Annotated in this window: 9 protein-coding genes; 1 reads left to right on the top strand and 8 read right to left on the bottom strand. The window is 38.8% G+C overall.

The annotated features are described in order from the left end of the window. The first annotated feature begins 103 nt into the window (after window positions 1–103). Window positions 104–1,669 (top strand): alkyl hydroperoxide reductase subunit F, encoded by a 1,566-nt coding sequence (ahpF, locus tag J582_RS16685; protein WP_032048269.1) that lies wholly within the window; start codon window positions 104–106, stop codon window positions 1,667–1,669. Window positions 1,670–1,723: 54 nt separating this feature from the next. Here ahpF and J582_RS16680 read toward each other — a convergent pair whose 3' ends face one another. From J582_RS16680 to J582_RS16645, 8 genes are all read right to left on the bottom strand, one after another. Beyond that, window positions 1,724–3,730, bottom strand: a complete 2,007-nt coding sequence (locus J582_RS16680; RefSeq protein ID WP_032048268.1) for an esterase/lipase family protein — start codon at window positions 3,728–3,730, stop codon at window positions 1,724–1,726. A 116-nt stretch (window positions 3,731–3,846) separates the two neighbouring features. Further along, window positions 3,847–4,788 (bottom strand): ABUW_2363 family tetratricopeptide repeat lipoprotein, encoded by a 942-nt coding sequence (locus J582_RS16675; RefSeq protein WP_032048267.1) that lies wholly within the window; start codon window positions 4,786–4,788, stop codon window positions 3,847–3,849. Window positions 4,789–4,893: 105 nt separating this feature from the next. Beyond that, window positions 4,894–5,709: a serine O-acetyltransferase gene (gene cysE, locus J582_RS16670; protein ID WP_000917698.1), complete on the bottom strand. Its 816-nt coding sequence runs from the start codon at window positions 5,707–5,709 to the stop codon at window positions 4,894–4,896. Continuing rightward, the gene (locus J582_RS16665; protein ID WP_032048266.1) at window positions 5,702–6,541 is read right to left on the bottom strand and encodes an RNA methyltransferase; all 840 of its coding nucleotides are present in this window, start codon (window positions 6,539–6,541) and stop codon (window positions 5,702–5,704) included. The genes cysE and J582_RS16665 overlap by 8 nt, the downstream gene beginning before the upstream one ends. Before the next feature lie 14 nt (window positions 6,542–6,555). Next, window positions 6,556–10,116 (bottom strand): DNA polymerase III subunit alpha, encoded by a 3,561-nt coding sequence (dnaE, locus tag J582_RS16660; protein WP_032048264.1) that lies wholly within the window; start codon window positions 10,114–10,116, stop codon window positions 6,556–6,558. Window positions 10,117–10,325: 209 nt separating this feature from the next. Beyond that, complete coding sequence (locus J582_RS16655) at window positions 10,326–11,393, bottom strand: type II asparaginase (protein ID WP_032048262.1); 1,068 nt, start codon at window positions 11,391–11,393, stop codon at window positions 10,326–10,328. Between the two features lie 683 nt (window positions 11,394–12,076). Then, complete coding sequence (locus J582_RS16650) at window positions 12,077–13,384, bottom strand: dicarboxylate/amino acid:cation symporter (RefSeq protein WP_032048260.1); 1,308 nt, start codon at window positions 13,382–13,384, stop codon at window positions 12,077–12,079. 465 nt (window positions 13,385–13,849) lie between these two features. Beyond that, window positions 13,850–15,280 (bottom strand): pyridoxal phosphate-dependent aminotransferase, encoded by a 1,431-nt coding sequence (locus J582_RS16645; RefSeq protein ID WP_032048259.1) that lies wholly within the window; start codon window positions 15,278–15,280, stop codon window positions 13,850–13,852. Window positions 15,281–15,471 lie beyond the last annotated feature (191 nt).

Here is a 15,471-nt window from a genome sequence, read left to right as displayed (position 1 = left end):
AAAAAACCGATCAAATACATAAAAACATACTGTTTTACCTATTCATTGTTTTCACGTACTATGCATCTATTGAAAGAATTTGGATGCATTGGAGTAAAAACAGATGTTAGATCAAAACATTAAAACTCAATTAAAAGCTTACCTAGAACGTTTAGAAAGTCCAATCGAATTAGTTGCTGCTTTGGATGAATCAGATAAAGCTGCCCAAATTAAAGAATTAGTAACTGAAATCGCTGAGCTTTCTGACAAGGTAACAGCCCGTTTTGACGGTAACAATACACGTCGTCCAAGCTTTGGTGTGGCTAAAGCAGGTGAACAGCCTCGTGTGTTCTTTGCAGGCTTACCAATGGGCCATGAGTTTACATCTTTGATCTTGGCACTGTTACAAGTGTCTGGCTATGCACCTAAAGTGTCGGATGAGGTTTTAAATCAAATTAAAGGTTTAAACCTCAAAGCCAACTTTGATGTATTCGTATCACTTAGCTGTCATAACTGTCCTGACGTGGTACAGGCGCTTAACCTGATTGCCATTTATAACCCGAACACTACGGCAACCATGATTGATGGTGCATTCTTCCAAGACGAAGTGGAACAACGCAAAATCATGGCTGTGCCAATGGTGTTCCAGGACAATGAACACATCGGTCAAGGTCGTATGACGCTTGAAGAGATTGTGGCAAAACTTGATACCAACTCAGCTGAAAAAGATGCGGCGGTACTCAATGCCAAAGATGCCTTTGATGTATTGGTGATTGGTGGTGGACCTGCAGGTGCAACAGCAGCAATCTATGCAGCACGTAAAGGTATTAACACCGGTATTGTAGCTGAACGCTTCGGTGGTCAGGTCATGGATACCATGGACATTGAAAACTTCACTTCTGTGCAAAAGACTCAAGGTCCTAAGTTTGCTGCCGAGATGGAAGCACATGTTCGTGAATATGATGTTGATATCATGAACCTGCAACGTGTCAGCAAAATCACGGGTGCCAACCAAACAGCAAATGGTCTGGTTGAAGTTGAACTTGAAAACGGTGCAAAACTTGAATCGAAAACTGTGATCCTTTCAACAGGAGCACGTTGGAGAGAAATGAATGTACCGGGTGAAGCTGAATACCGTACCCGTGGTGTAGCGTACTGCCCGCACTGTGATGGTCCACTGTTCAAAGGTAAACGTGTTGCCGTGATTGGTGGTGGTAACTCAGGTGTTGAAGCGGCAATTGACCTTGCAGGTATTGTTGAGCATGTAACTCTGGTTGAGTTTGATACTAAACTTCGTGCAGACCAAGTGTTGCAAAACAAGTTAAACAGCTTGCCAAACACCACAGTAATTATGAATGCGTTAAGCACAGAAGTATTGGGTGACGGTTCACAAGTAACAGGTCTTAAATATAAAGATCGTGCGACTGATGAAGAGCATGTGGTCGAGCTTGCAGGGATCTTTGTACAGATTGGTTTATTACCAAACACTGACTTCTTGAAAGAAAGTGAAGTTGAGTTAACTAATCGTGGCGAGATTATTGTCAATGACCGCAATGAAACCAATGTAAAAGGTGTATTCGCTGCAGGTGACTGTACAACTGTACCTTACAAACAAATCATTATTGCCACAGGTGAAGGCGCTAAAGCATCACTCTCTGCATTTGATTACATCATTCGTTCTGGGCAATAAAATCTAGCCTAAAACAAAAGAGCCAAAGGATCACCTTTGGCTCTTTTTTATTTTTTATGGTTTATACAAACCATGTTCAACTAAATGCTCTCGTAAAATACGACGTAGCTCTAGTACAGCTTGAGGTGTTAACTGAATAGAGTGTCCACCCGGAAGTACTTTCTCAGACTTTGCACCCTCTAAGTGAGCGCTCTTATAAGGAACAATACCATCGGTAATGACATTTGGATCATCGCTTTTAGTAATGTTACCCATAATTGAATGGAAGACTAAGCCTTGGTGTGGATTAATATTTTCAGTGAGTTCCATAAACTTAGATTGATGGCTTAAGTCACTTGGTCCATTTTGAATCAGACCATTATCAATGTTATTCAAGAAATCTTTAACATCTAGGTTTTCAGTGGTTAGTGATGTCGCTACAGCAGATAAAAAAGCTCCCGGCAAACGAATAATTTTACGAGCAGCTAAAGTAAACCATCGATCTGCATAATCTGTACCTCTGTGAGGTGATGCTAAGAAAATTGCGCGATCAAAGTTAGCAATTGAATGCATTTGCAATCGTTCAGTCACCATAGGATGTTTTTTGAAGCGGTTCTGTTGACGTACAGTCATTAGCTTCAAAGCTGGTTGAGTAATATCACCATAACTGACCAGTAAACGGCTAATAATACCTCCCATACTATGTCCCACAAGCACGGCATCATGTGCAGCAGGGTCACTTGGGTTTAACGAACCGAAAGCTTGTTTTAATAGTGCATAAATTTGGAATCGACTTTCTAAGATTGGCATATTGGTCGAGTAGAAAACTTGCCAAACCTGATAGTTATCTCTTAAAACTGTATCGCCCATCACATCGTTAGTAAGAGCAATCCATGCCTCGGGGCTACTTGCTAAACCATGTACCAACACAATAATTTTTTTGTTTGGATTATAAGGTTCGAGCATATATAAATGCGGCATGGTTAAATGCTGATCACGATCAATCAGGCTCAAATAAGCGGCTACACCTAAGTTATTTTCAGCTAACCATAAACCATAAGGAGCCGAGAAGTTGGCAGCTAAAGGGTATTGCTTACCAGCGACATTAATATTATCTGTTCGATAAGGATCATAAACCCGAATTACAAATTCTGGATCATTAATAATTTCTTCAACAGTTTTGGCTTTTTTAGGTTCGGCAACAATAGTTGCTGCTAAATAACGTGCATGGTGAATATTCGGATTCACACCATTTTTATAGCTGTAATGGAGGGGATCTAAAATGTATTCATTAGTTTCTTCTTTTTCTGAACTTGGGAAAACAGCCACAAATTCAGAACCGAAACCATCACGACGGTTGATTGTTCTTAAACCAGAGAAATTTAAGTTATAACTTGAAATTAATTTTTCTAACTTTTGACCAGTTAACTGTCTATGAAACTCAAAGTCAATTGAGTAGACACTCTTACCAATATGGATTTGTGGTTCTACCACATTTTTTTTAGGGTATCTTAGATCATAAATACTCACCATTTTAGCAATGGCTTGATTATAAAAGTCCCGTATTTGAACTTGCCTATTATCAAAAATACGATCGGTTGGCTGACGTTTTGTTGAAAATAAGTAGGCATAACTATAACGAATGCTCTTATCGAGTAAGCTCAATTGTTGGTCTAAGCAATCGTCATATTTGTTCTGAATTGCTTTTTGTTCATCAGAGGCTTTGTGCTTAGTGAACCGACTAATTTTACACTCGGAAGAATCTGATAAAGCCATCGCTTTTGCCAGATACATTTCACTCGCGGCAGATAAAAGCTGTTCATCTAAAATTTGTGGAAGATTTTTAAGCTGATTAACACAGGTATCAGGGGAATCTGTACAAGTTTTAGCTTCTTGTCCTGACATAGACAAAACGTTAAGACTTGCTTCACTCAATTTATCTTGGGTAAGAATACTATTACGTTCGTTTGCAATAGTGACGTTGAGGGCCTGTTGCTTAACATTTACCACCTGACATCCACTCAGAATTGAACCGAGGAGTATGACCGTGAAGAGCGCTGAGTTTCTTTTTCTAACAAACATTATGGTCAAATATGTGGATCAGTAATATGCAGATCATACAAATTTTAAAGTATTTTTCAATTGATCAAATATAAAAAAGGGCTGTCAAATCAGCCCTTTTTAGTAAGTTTATACTCTTATTTTTTTGCTGGTGCAGTTGGAGTGGCTGGGGCCATAGCAGGGGTTGTTAAAACTTGCCATACATTCCAACGACCTTGTTTTTCAATTTCTTGAATCAAACGATCTGCAACTTCAGCTTCGTCAGGATATTTAACCTTGTAGTTTTTTAAGGTCTGAATCGCGTTTTTCTTTTGTTCCATTGCAATATAGTTGTTTGCAGCAGCTAAATATGCTTCTTGAACATCACCTTTAATGGCTTTGTCTAAGTATGGAATAGCTTCACGTTGACCACCACCTTCAGACAAACCAAAACCAAACCAGAAATTAGTTTCTGGATCATCTGGGCTAATTTTTAAAAGTCTTTGTGCATATTCTAAAGATCTAGTGGTATGGGCAGTACCTAAATCAAGGTTACGAGCAAGTACACTTGCTTTAAATGCTCGAATTAAAATATCAAATGAAGCATTTGGATTAGCTGCTAAAGTATCTAAACGCTGAGTTACTTCTTTGAGTTTGCTTTCAAAACCTTTACGTTCTTGACGATCAGTAAAGCGAGGCGGGTAGTGACGAGCTTTACCTTCAACAAGCTGTAAGAAGTCATCAATTTCAGTCACATCAATTTCATTATCGCCAGCTAAAACTGCATACTTCATCGAACGTTGTGAATTATTGATGGTAGGTACAATCAGTTTATTTGTATCTAATGTAAGCGATTTAGTTGGATCGTCCTGACGAGTGACCACCATTTTAGTTACAGGCTGTGCTGCGGCATCTTTTAAAGCAACTTCAAACGCAGGTGGAGCATCATAATTAAATGGATTTAATGCATAAAATGGAGGAGTAAGCTCTGGTTCCTTGAAAACAAAAGGTTCGATTTTTTGTTCTTTTACAGGTGCCATTGTACACGCTGTTAAACTAGAAGTTGCAAGGATTAAATACGCCAATGGCTTAAAATTCATAGGATCTTCCGTTCATTTTAGTAAAGTCAGATTTGGTACAGTTAAGTCTAGGAAAAGCTAAACCCACATGCAAGGGTAAGCGTGTTACATTATGAATCAAGAATATTACGTTTTTGATGTCTTGTTTTGTGCACCGCATTCACGACGAACTTCTTCAAGAATTTTTAGCTCTTCATCACTAAAAGGCTGTTCATCTTGGCTTTCTTTTTTGAAAGTGGGGTCAAGTTCGGATAAGCGTTGGCACAAATTATTCATACGCGTTTCATTGTGCTGAATACGGTCAAGTAAAACTCGCATTCCTTCTAAAATTGGGTCAGATTGATCAGCAGTAGTCGCATACGGAGCAAAACCGATACTTTGTGCATAATCACGGCGGCGCTCTTCATCTTTATCTTTAGTTTTGTCGGCATCTTTATAAATATAGCGAGCAGGGTTTCCAACGGCTGTTACACCAGCGGGTACCGCTTTTGTCACCACTGCATTTGAACCGACTTTAGCACCTTTACCAACTGTAAACGGTCCTAATATTTTCGCACCAGCACCGACAACTACACCATCTTCTAAGGTTGGATGGCGTTTGCCTTTATTCCATGTAGTACCACCTAGAGTAACACCGTGGTATAGCGTTACATCATCACCAATTTCAGCAGTTTCACCAATCACAACGCCCATACCATGATCGATAAAGAAGCGTTTGCCGATTTTAGCACCGGGATGAATTTCAATACCGGTTGCAAAACGGCTAAATGAAGAAACAAAACGGGCAGTACCTTTGCAATCTTTTTTCCAAAGCTCATGTGCAAGTCTATGCAAGAGCAAAGCATGAATACCTGGGTAAGTGGTAAGTACTTCGAGTGTATTTCGTGCAGCAGGATCTCGCGCGAATACAGCCTGTATATCTTCTTTAAGCTGTTTAAGCATTGGATTGATCCTCCTTGTCCGATGATGCTTTTTTCCATTTGCCGCTTGTGAGGGCTTGAACACGACTAAAAATACCGCGAAGTAAATGATATTCCATACGATCTAATTGTATACGACCAAATAAACGACGCAAGCGTAAAGGTAATAAACGTGGATTTTCTGGATCTAAAAATTCAATTTCGGTCAGCATTTTTTCCAAATGAGGATAAAACTCTTCCATTTGTTGCTGAGTGACTAAAGGCTCATCCCATTGCATGCTTTGACCTTGAGCAAGTGGCATTTGTCCATCATTAGAAACAGACTCTTTTTGCTCTAATACCGACATGCGAAGTTCGTAACATACGACTTGAATCGCTTGAGCAACGTTAAGTACACCATAGTCCGAGTTTACAGGAATAGTAAGGTGATAGTTTGCCAAAGCTAATTCTTCGTTGGTTAAGCCGCGGTCTTCACGTCCAAAAACAATAGCAATTTGCTGACCTTGTGAAGCTGCCTTAATTGCTTCTTTGGAAGCAGGGCGCACATCAAGCAAAGGCCATGGAATAGTACGGCTACGCGCACTCGTTCCAAAAACTAAATGGCAATCTTTAATCGCGTCTTCGAGTGTTTCAACAATTTCAACTTGTTCTAATAAATCTTGTGCACCAGCAGCAAGCGCCTGAATATCTGGATGTGGATAGGTCTTTGGTGAAACCAGAACCAACTTACTCAAGCCCATTGTTTTCATTGCGCGTAAAGCACTGCCAATATTAGCAGGCAAAGTGGTATTGACCATCACAATACGCACTTGTGCTAATTGTTTTGACACGGCGGTGTCGTCAAACAAACTCATAAGATTTCCAGAAATTACGAATATTGAGAAACTTCGCTTTGGTATGAATCCAACGCATCATCAATAGTCATGTCCACAGGAGGTGAGGCAACAGGTTGTGGACGAACAGGTTCTGCTGCTTTAGCTGCCTTAGATTTTACCTGATATTCAATATGAATATTATCTTTACCAAAGTAATCTCTCAGTTTGGCAAGAAGTTCATCTAAAGGAGCGACTTTCCATTGCGGGCCAAGCTGAAGCTCAGCTTGCGCATATGGTTGGTCAATCTGTAGTTGTATTGCAATATGCTGATGCATATCGACATTACAATAAGGCAATAATATATTTTGTAGATCTTTAGCCAAACTTGGTTGCATTAAATCATGGGTTAATTTGATTTGAATACTATTGGCACGTTTTTGTCTGATTTCATTTAAGTTGAATGCTTTGGTTAATCGCCCCATTGGACGATCAAAGCCTTCACGCTCATAAATTTCGCCTTCAAAGACCACTACACGTTCAACTTGAATGATATCTTTAAAGCGTTGGAAACGCTCATGGTTACAGCTTACTTCAATACGTGCTGTTCCATCGTCGAGTACGATAACAACACGGTTTGGGAAGTTGGCTACATCAAGAACAAGACCTGCATAAACAGTCGTTACGCCACGACGAGTTGCTGTAATTTCATTAAGTTTTGCAGGAATAAAGGCTTTGAGTTCTTGACGGTAAACATCAATAGGGTGACCTGTTAAATACAAACCCAGTGTGTCTTTTTCACCCTTAAGACGAACTTCATCGCTCCATGGCTTAACTGGCTTGGCAGGTTTACGTTGAACTTCTTCAACTTCACCAAATAAGTCCATAATGCCGCTTTCACGGTTACTACGTGCTTGTTCAGCAGCTTGTACGGCTTCAGGCAATTGAGCCATTAAACTAGAACGTTCAATACCTAAACAATCTAGCGCACCAGCACGGATAAGTGCCTCTAAAGTTCGTTTATTGATTTTTTTCAAATCAATACGGTGGCAGAAGTCGAATAGGTCGGTATAAGGACCTTGTTGACGACGTGAGTCAATAACAGACTGCATTGCCTGTTCACCAACACCTTTAATTGCACCTAAACCATAAACAATAGTTTTATCATCACTGGCATGGAAATGATAAGTCGACATGTTAACCGATGGAGGTAAGACCTCGAGTCCATTATTTCGACAGTCATCAATCAAAAATACGACACTGTCAGTGTTCTGCATTTCCGATGACATTACTGCTGCCATAAATTCGGCAGGATAGTGGGCTTTTAACCATGCTGTATGGTATGCAACAAGAGCATAAGCAGCTGCGTGCGATTTGTTAAAACCATAGCCTGCGAACTTTTCCATATAGTCGAAGATATGGTTAGCTGTGCTTTCATCAATACCTTTTTGTCCAGCACCCTCAAGGAAGATTTGGCGCTGTTTCACCATTTCTTCAGGTTTCTTTTTACCCATCGCACGGCGGAGCAAGTCAGCGCCACCGAGCGTATAACCCGCACAAATCTGTGCAGTTTGCATTACTTGTTCTTGGTAAACCATAATCCCGTAGGTTGGCTCTAATACGCCTTCAAGCAAAGGATGAAGATATTCAAAACCTCCACCATGCATACGGTGAATAAAGTCAGGAATCAGGTCCATCGGGCCCGGACGATACAAAGACACGAACGCAATAATTTCTTCGAATTTACTTGGACGTGCTTCTTTCAGCATTCGTTTCATACCGACGGATTCAAACTGGAATACCGCGGTTGTATTTGCATCGGCAAAGACAGAATAAGCTTTAGGATCGTCAAGAGGGACGTGAGAAATGTTTAATGGGTCATTGCCACGATTTTTATTAATATTTTGAATAGCATCTTCAATAACCGTTAAGTTACGTAAGCCCAAAAAGTCGAATTTTACGAGACCTGCAGCTTCTACGTCATCTTTATCGTATTGAGCTACACGGTTAGTACCGTCGGCGTCACAAAGTACCGCAGAGAAATCGGTAATTTTACCGGGTGCAATAACAACACCACCGGCATGTTTACCAGTATTTCGGGTAATACCTTCTAACTTTAATGCCATTTCCCAAATTTCACTGGCATCATCATTATCGGGGTTTGAAGGATTGGTGACGATATCTTTAAGCTGAGGTTCCATCTCAATCGCAGTTGCCAAATCTACACCGAGTGGTTTAGTTGGAACCATTTTTGAAATACGGTCAGCTAGACCATAAGACTTACCTAAAACACGGGCAACGTCACGAATTGCTCCTTTTGCAGCCATTGTACCGAACGTGGCAATCTGCGAAACCGCTTCACGGCCATAAGTACGTGATACATAGTCAATAACACGGTCACGACCTGCGATACAGAAGTCGACGTCAAAGTCGGGCATCGATACACGTTCTGGGTTTAAGAAACGTTCAAAGAGTAGATCGTAACGAAGAGGGTCAAGGTCGGTAATTTTTAAGCTATATGCAACCAATGAACCAGCACCAGAACCACGGCCTGGCCCTACAGGGACACCATTATTTTTTGCCCATTGAATGAAGTCCATGACGATAAGAAAGTAGCCGGGGAATCCCATTTTAAGAATGATTCCGACTTCATAATCAATTCGCTCATCATAAGGCTTACGGATTTCTGGCCAGTCTTCACCACGTTTTTCAACTGGGTAAAGATAGTTTAAACGCTCTTCCAAACCTTCTTTTGATAAGTGCTCAAAATAGCTGTCGATGGTAAAACCATCAGGAATTGGGTACTCAGGTAAGAAGTAAGTGCCGAGTTTTAAGCTGACATTACAGCGTTTAGCAATATGGTAGGTGTTTTCAATAGCACTTGGGATATCTGAAAATAGCTCGATCATTTCATCTGAGGTTTTGAAATGCTGTTCCGGGCTATATAAACGTGGACGTCGGTCATCTGCTAAAACATAACCATCTGCAATACATACACGTGCTTCGTGTGCTTCGAAGTCTTCTTTTTCAACAAAGTGCACATCGTTATGTGCAACTACACCAATTTTGTATTTAGCTGCAAGTTTGGCAGCTTCTTGAATAAAGTCTTCTTCGCCCGGACGATCAGTACGTGTTAAAGCAAGATAAACACGATCGCCAAATTTCTCGATCCACTCTTCAAGTAACGGTTCAGCTTTTTGTGGGTTAGATGAGCAAAGCATTTGTCCAACATCGCTGTGCTGACCCAGTAAAACAATAATATCTTGGTGTTGTTCTAGAACCCATTCTTTTTGTACGCAAGGGATACTGAGTTGCTGACCTTCAATGAAGCCACGTGAAACAATTTCAGTCATACCTTTCCATCCAACCTCACTCATTGCAAGTAACGTTGCACGATGCTGGGCATCGTTAAGACGGATGGTGCTACCTAAAATAGGTTTAATACCCTTTTTTAGACAAGAGTTATAAAACTTTACAGCAGCATGCAGGTTGGATAAGTCGGTAAGTGCCAGCGCAGGCATTTCATCCTTTACAGCAGCCTTGACCAAGTCGGGTATGCGAACAATCGACTCTGTAATCGAAAATTCTGTGTAAATACCGAGATGAACAAACTGCATAAACCAATCCTTAATGCGACCGAAGCATAGTTTAACACGCAAAGTTCAAACGAAATGCTTAATATTTTGGCAACTGTTATGGATTTTAGTATTTAAACAGAATGTTGAGAACACGAAAGTGGAGGATTGACCAAAGATGGAGTGTATTTTCAAGGAGAGAATTAAGGAGAAAAGAACCAGCCCAAATCAGTTTGGGCTGGTTGAAAAACTTAGTACTGCCAGAACATACGTTGAATTTCTTTAGCATCATTAGTCTTAGTAAGAGCTAAAGCTGCAAGAAGACGTGCTTTTTGTGGGTTTAAGTCATGAGCAGCTACCCAACCATATTTATCATCAGGTTGTTCAGCATTACGTAATACGAAACCTTGTGGTACACGTGATGAACGGATAATTTGAATACCGTCTTTATCATGAAGTTTTTGTAAAGTTGGAACGATATAGTTCGCAACAGAACCGTTACCTGTACCCGCATGGATAATCGCTTTAGCGCCAGCTTTTGCATATGCTTCATAAGCATCAGGAAGCATAGAGTCTGAACCGTAAACGATTTGTACGAGTGGAAGTGCATCACCTTTAATATTTTCAATATTAAATTCTGAAGCATTTGCAAAACGTTTAACAGACTGTCTGAACCAGTATGGTTTACCTTCAACTAATGTACCTAAAGCACCCCATTGGCTAATAAAAGCATTTGTATGAATGTTAATGCCTTTAGTTACATCACGTGCAGCAAAAATAGAGTCGTTCATGAGAACCATAACGCCTTTATTTTTTGCTTCATCAGAAGCTGCTAAAGCAACTGCGCTATAAAGGTTAAGTGGTCCATCTGCTGAAAGTGCAGTTGAAGGACGCATTGAACCAACAACAACAATTGGTTTGTCAGTATGAACAACAAGATTTAAGAAAAATGCTGTTTCTTCTAAAGTATCTGTACCATGAGTAATTACGACACCATTCACAGATGGCTTCTTAACAAGGTCGTTTACTTGACGAGCAATTTGTAATAATTCCTTGTCAGTAATACTTTCAGAAGCAACCTGTAATGCTTGAATGCCGCTTACATTTGCCAAATCTTTGATTTGTGGCACTGCATTGATTAAAGCATCAACTGGAACTTTTGCTGCTGTGTAAGTTGCACTATTTGCTGAGCTTGCACCAGCACCAGCGATTGTACCGCCAGTAGCAACGACAACAACATTGTTTTTTGCGTAAAGTGGGAGAGAGCAGGCCAATAAGCCCATAGCTAAACCGAAAGATTTAACAGTTTTAGTCAACATCGAAAATATCCTTATGAAGTGACGAAGTAGAAGTTTGCTGAATACGCCTGCTTGTCCTAAGCAAAATACATACCATGTAAAACATATTCGCAACTTATTTGAATAAGAAGCATCCCTGAATATCATTTTGTTTCAACAACAATCATTTAGTCATTACTCTTATTCAGCGCTAATAAATATCATGAAAAAAATAAAAAATCTATTAAGTTTTTCTAATTTATCTCTCTTTTTTTACTTTTTTATATAAAGATTACAAATGACTTTTTTATTATTATAAAAATAAAAAATAATAGGTGGTTTTAAAGTTTTATTTACCAGATGATAATTTTATATTGTTGATTTTTAATGTTATAGTTAAAATTATAAATGATATTAAAAATCATATAGTTAAACTCAATAATAATTTCAGTTATTTAATATAAATAATAAACAATAAATTGAATTAAAAAATAAGCATTTGATCTATATTTTTAAAGATATAAATTTTGATTGTTGGGTTTTTATTCTTTTTTTAAGGTTTAAAATTAAGAAATTTAATAGGAACTAAAACCTATTGTTGAGTTCATTATTTAATATAAAAATGTCGGTAAATTTTTATTGTTTAATTTTAGAATAAAAAAAGAGCAATTTTATTGGTCATATAAAATTGCTCTTTAGTTGGGAGAGTGGGAGAAAAGAGAAACTTAAGCGATCGTTTGTTCTTGTGTTGTTTTAATTAATACAGGTTCTGGCGACTCTTCAATATCAGCAACTTTGTCACCTTCAAGTTTTGCCACAACTGCGGTAGCAATACTATTACCAACCACATTTGTAGCGGTGCGGCCCATATCAAGGAATTGATCAATTCCGAGCAATAATAAAATGCCAGCTTCAGGCAAATGGAACATCGTGAGTGTTGCTGAAATTACAACAATAGAAGCTCTCGAAACACCTGCAATACCTTTACTTGTTACCATAAGAGTTAACAAAATTAAGATTTGCTGGGTAAAGCTCAAATCAATGTGGTAAGCCTGAGCAATAAAGAGTACCGCAAAGGTGGTATACATCATTGAACCATCAAGATTAAATGAATAACCTAAAGGTAAAACGAAGCTCGTCACTTTTTTAGGCACACCGAACTTATTTAGGGCGTCCATAACTTTAGGATAAGCTGATTCACTAGAAGCTGTAGCAAAAGCAAGGGTTACAGGCTCACGAATTAACTTGCCTAAACGGAAGATATCTTTTTTCAGTACGATTGCACCCACCGAGAATAAAACAACCCAGAGTAATAAAAGCCCAAAGTAGAATTCTGCAATTAAAATTCCGTAGTCAACAATTAATCCTAAACCTTGTACTGTAATTGCAGAAGCAATCGCTGCAAAAACTGCTATAGGTGCAAATTTCATGACGTAATCAGTAATACGGAACATAATTTTACTGAGTTCATCTGTTAGACGAATAATAACGGAGTCTTTTTCTTTATCCTGATTGACATATGCGAGTGCTGAACCAAAGAAAATAGCAAAAACAAGCACTTGTAAAATATCATTGTTCGCCATGGCTTCTGCAATACTGCGTGGAAAAACATGGCTTAAAAATGACTGTAGTGTAAAGCCAGTAGTCGCTGGGAGAGAGGCGCTACTGAGTTCTTGAGCTGTTGGTAATACTAAATTTAATGCCGCGCCGGGTTGAAAAAAATTGACTAAACCCATACCGATTGCAAGCGATACAAATGACGCAGTAATAAACCAAGTCATTGACTTAAGCGTGATACTACCAATAGAAGTTGATTTACCCATAGATACAATGCCAGACACAATTGTGGCAAATACCAGTGGTGCAATAATCATTTTGATGAGACGTAAAAAGATATCTGTGACGATATTGAAATAAGAAGCGATTTGCTTCAGTTGCTCACCTTCATTAAAGAAGTGGTGACAGATCCAACCTGTCAATACTCCTAATAAAATAGCAACTACAATATACTTGAGCAATTTCTTTTGCTTCATATGAACCTCTATCCTTTGGGTTCAATCATCTTTTAGATGGGCTAGAGATGATTGAAAAGCTTTCCTTGTAAGTTCAGTTCGGTCCGTTAACTGATTTCATCTTCCTAAATCTGCATCAGTGTTAACCGAATCGAATATGGTGATGTTGTTATGGAAAGGGATTGTTGCTCGATTTTGAAGCAGTGTGAAATGCAAAAAAATATCAACTCATGCATTTTTTGCATAATAGCGAGAAGAGAAATACAGGAAAAATATAAGAATTTAATCGAATGGTAAAAAATATTATTTTCTTTTTAAGAAGAGACTAGGATGAATCTGTTTTATAAAAAAGATATTTGAATCAACATACTAAGTTGTTTTTCAAGTATGCTTTAAATGAAGTGGTTAAGTTTTTAACTACCTGCATAAATGGTATAAAAATAAAAAAGGCATCTAATTAAGATGCCTTTTTTAATTATGCATTTTTTAACGGCGATTTGCTAAGAAACGACCTAAGCGACCAATTGCTTCGCGTAATTCATTTTCTGCAGGTAAGAAAACAACCCGGAAATGATCTGGTGTTGGCCAGTTAAATCCCGTTCCTTGTACCAAAAGTACTTTTTCGGCACGAAGTAAATCTAACATTAACTTTTCATCATCTTCGATTGGGTAAATATTCGGATCAAGTCGTGGGAAACAATACATTGCACCTTCTGGTTTTACACAGCTTACCCCAGGAATTTCATTTAACATTTCCCATGCGATATTGCGCTGTTCATATAGACGACCACCCGGGCGGATTAAGTCATTAATGGATTGATAGCCGCCAAGCGCAGTTTGAATTGCATATTGAGCTTGTACGTTTGCGCATAAACGCATAGAAGCTAACATATCTAAGCCTTCAATATAGTCTGCCGCACGACTTCTATCGCCTGTGATTGCCATCCAACCTGAGCGGAAACCAGCAATACGATAAGCTTTTGATAAACCATTGAACGAAATACATAACTGATCGCCAGCTAAAGAGGCAACCGAAACGTGCTCAATTCCGTCATAAACAATTTTGTCGTAAATTTCGTCAGCAAATAAAATCAAATCGTATTTCTTGGCAAGAGTCACAATTTGTTCAAGCACGTGGCGTGGATATACCGAGCCAGTTGGGTTGTTCGGGTTAATAATCACAATACCACGGGTATTTGAAGTAATTTTACTTTCAATATCGGCAATATCTGGATACCAACTATTTTCTTCATCACATTTATAGTGAATAGCAGTACCACCCGAAAGATTAACGGCTGCTGTCCAAAGCGGATAGTCCGGCATTGGAATTAGCATTTCATCGCCATCATCAAGTAGACCTTGCATAGCCATTACAATAAGTTCAGACACGCCGTTACCGATATACACGTCATTAACGTGCATATTTAAGATACCTTTTTGTTGGTAGTACTGGCAGATCGCTTTACGTGCAGGGAAGATACCTTTTGAGTCAACATAGCCAATTGCATTTGGTAGGTTTAAAGCAACGTCATTAATAATTTCTTGTGGTGCTTCAAAACCAAATGGAGCAGGGTTGCCGATATTTAGCTTAATGATTTTATGTCCTTGCTCTTCCATTTCATTGGCGGCTCGTAATACAGGTCCGCGAATGTCATAGCAAACATGCTCAAGCTTCGATGATTTCTTAATTTCCCGAGAAGTTGGCATGGATTGGAGAGTAGCAGTATTTTTAGACATAGCTGGGTTCACTTTTGCATATCGGTATAAATAACTTTTAAATGTTTTAACCGTTACCAAATTTAGATCATGTTGATCTTTTAGTAATTCAACAATTTTTTCATGGGTAAAACCCGATTGCTGATACTCTTTGATAACTGGTAATAGTTGCTGGAAAAGCACACTTTTTTTCTGAGACATGTTTTGTCCTATACAACCGTGCCAAACAAGAATAGCACCATCTTTGCTTCCTTGAAAGAAAATAAAGCATAAATATGCTTACTTTTGTTTTTGTAATTTGCTTACTTTTTGCTTCCTGTTGCTTAGATGATTAAATTCCAACAAATTTTACGTTCAGAGACTAGTGTTTTTTTGATGAATGGCGTAAATAT

It is taken from the genome of Acinetobacter sp. 1566109 (assembly GCF_000582255.1).
GTDB lineage: Bacteria > Pseudomonadota > Gammaproteobacteria > Pseudomonadales > Moraxellaceae > Acinetobacter > Acinetobacter nosocomialis.
This window is presented reverse-complemented; position numbering and strand designations above follow the sequence as displayed.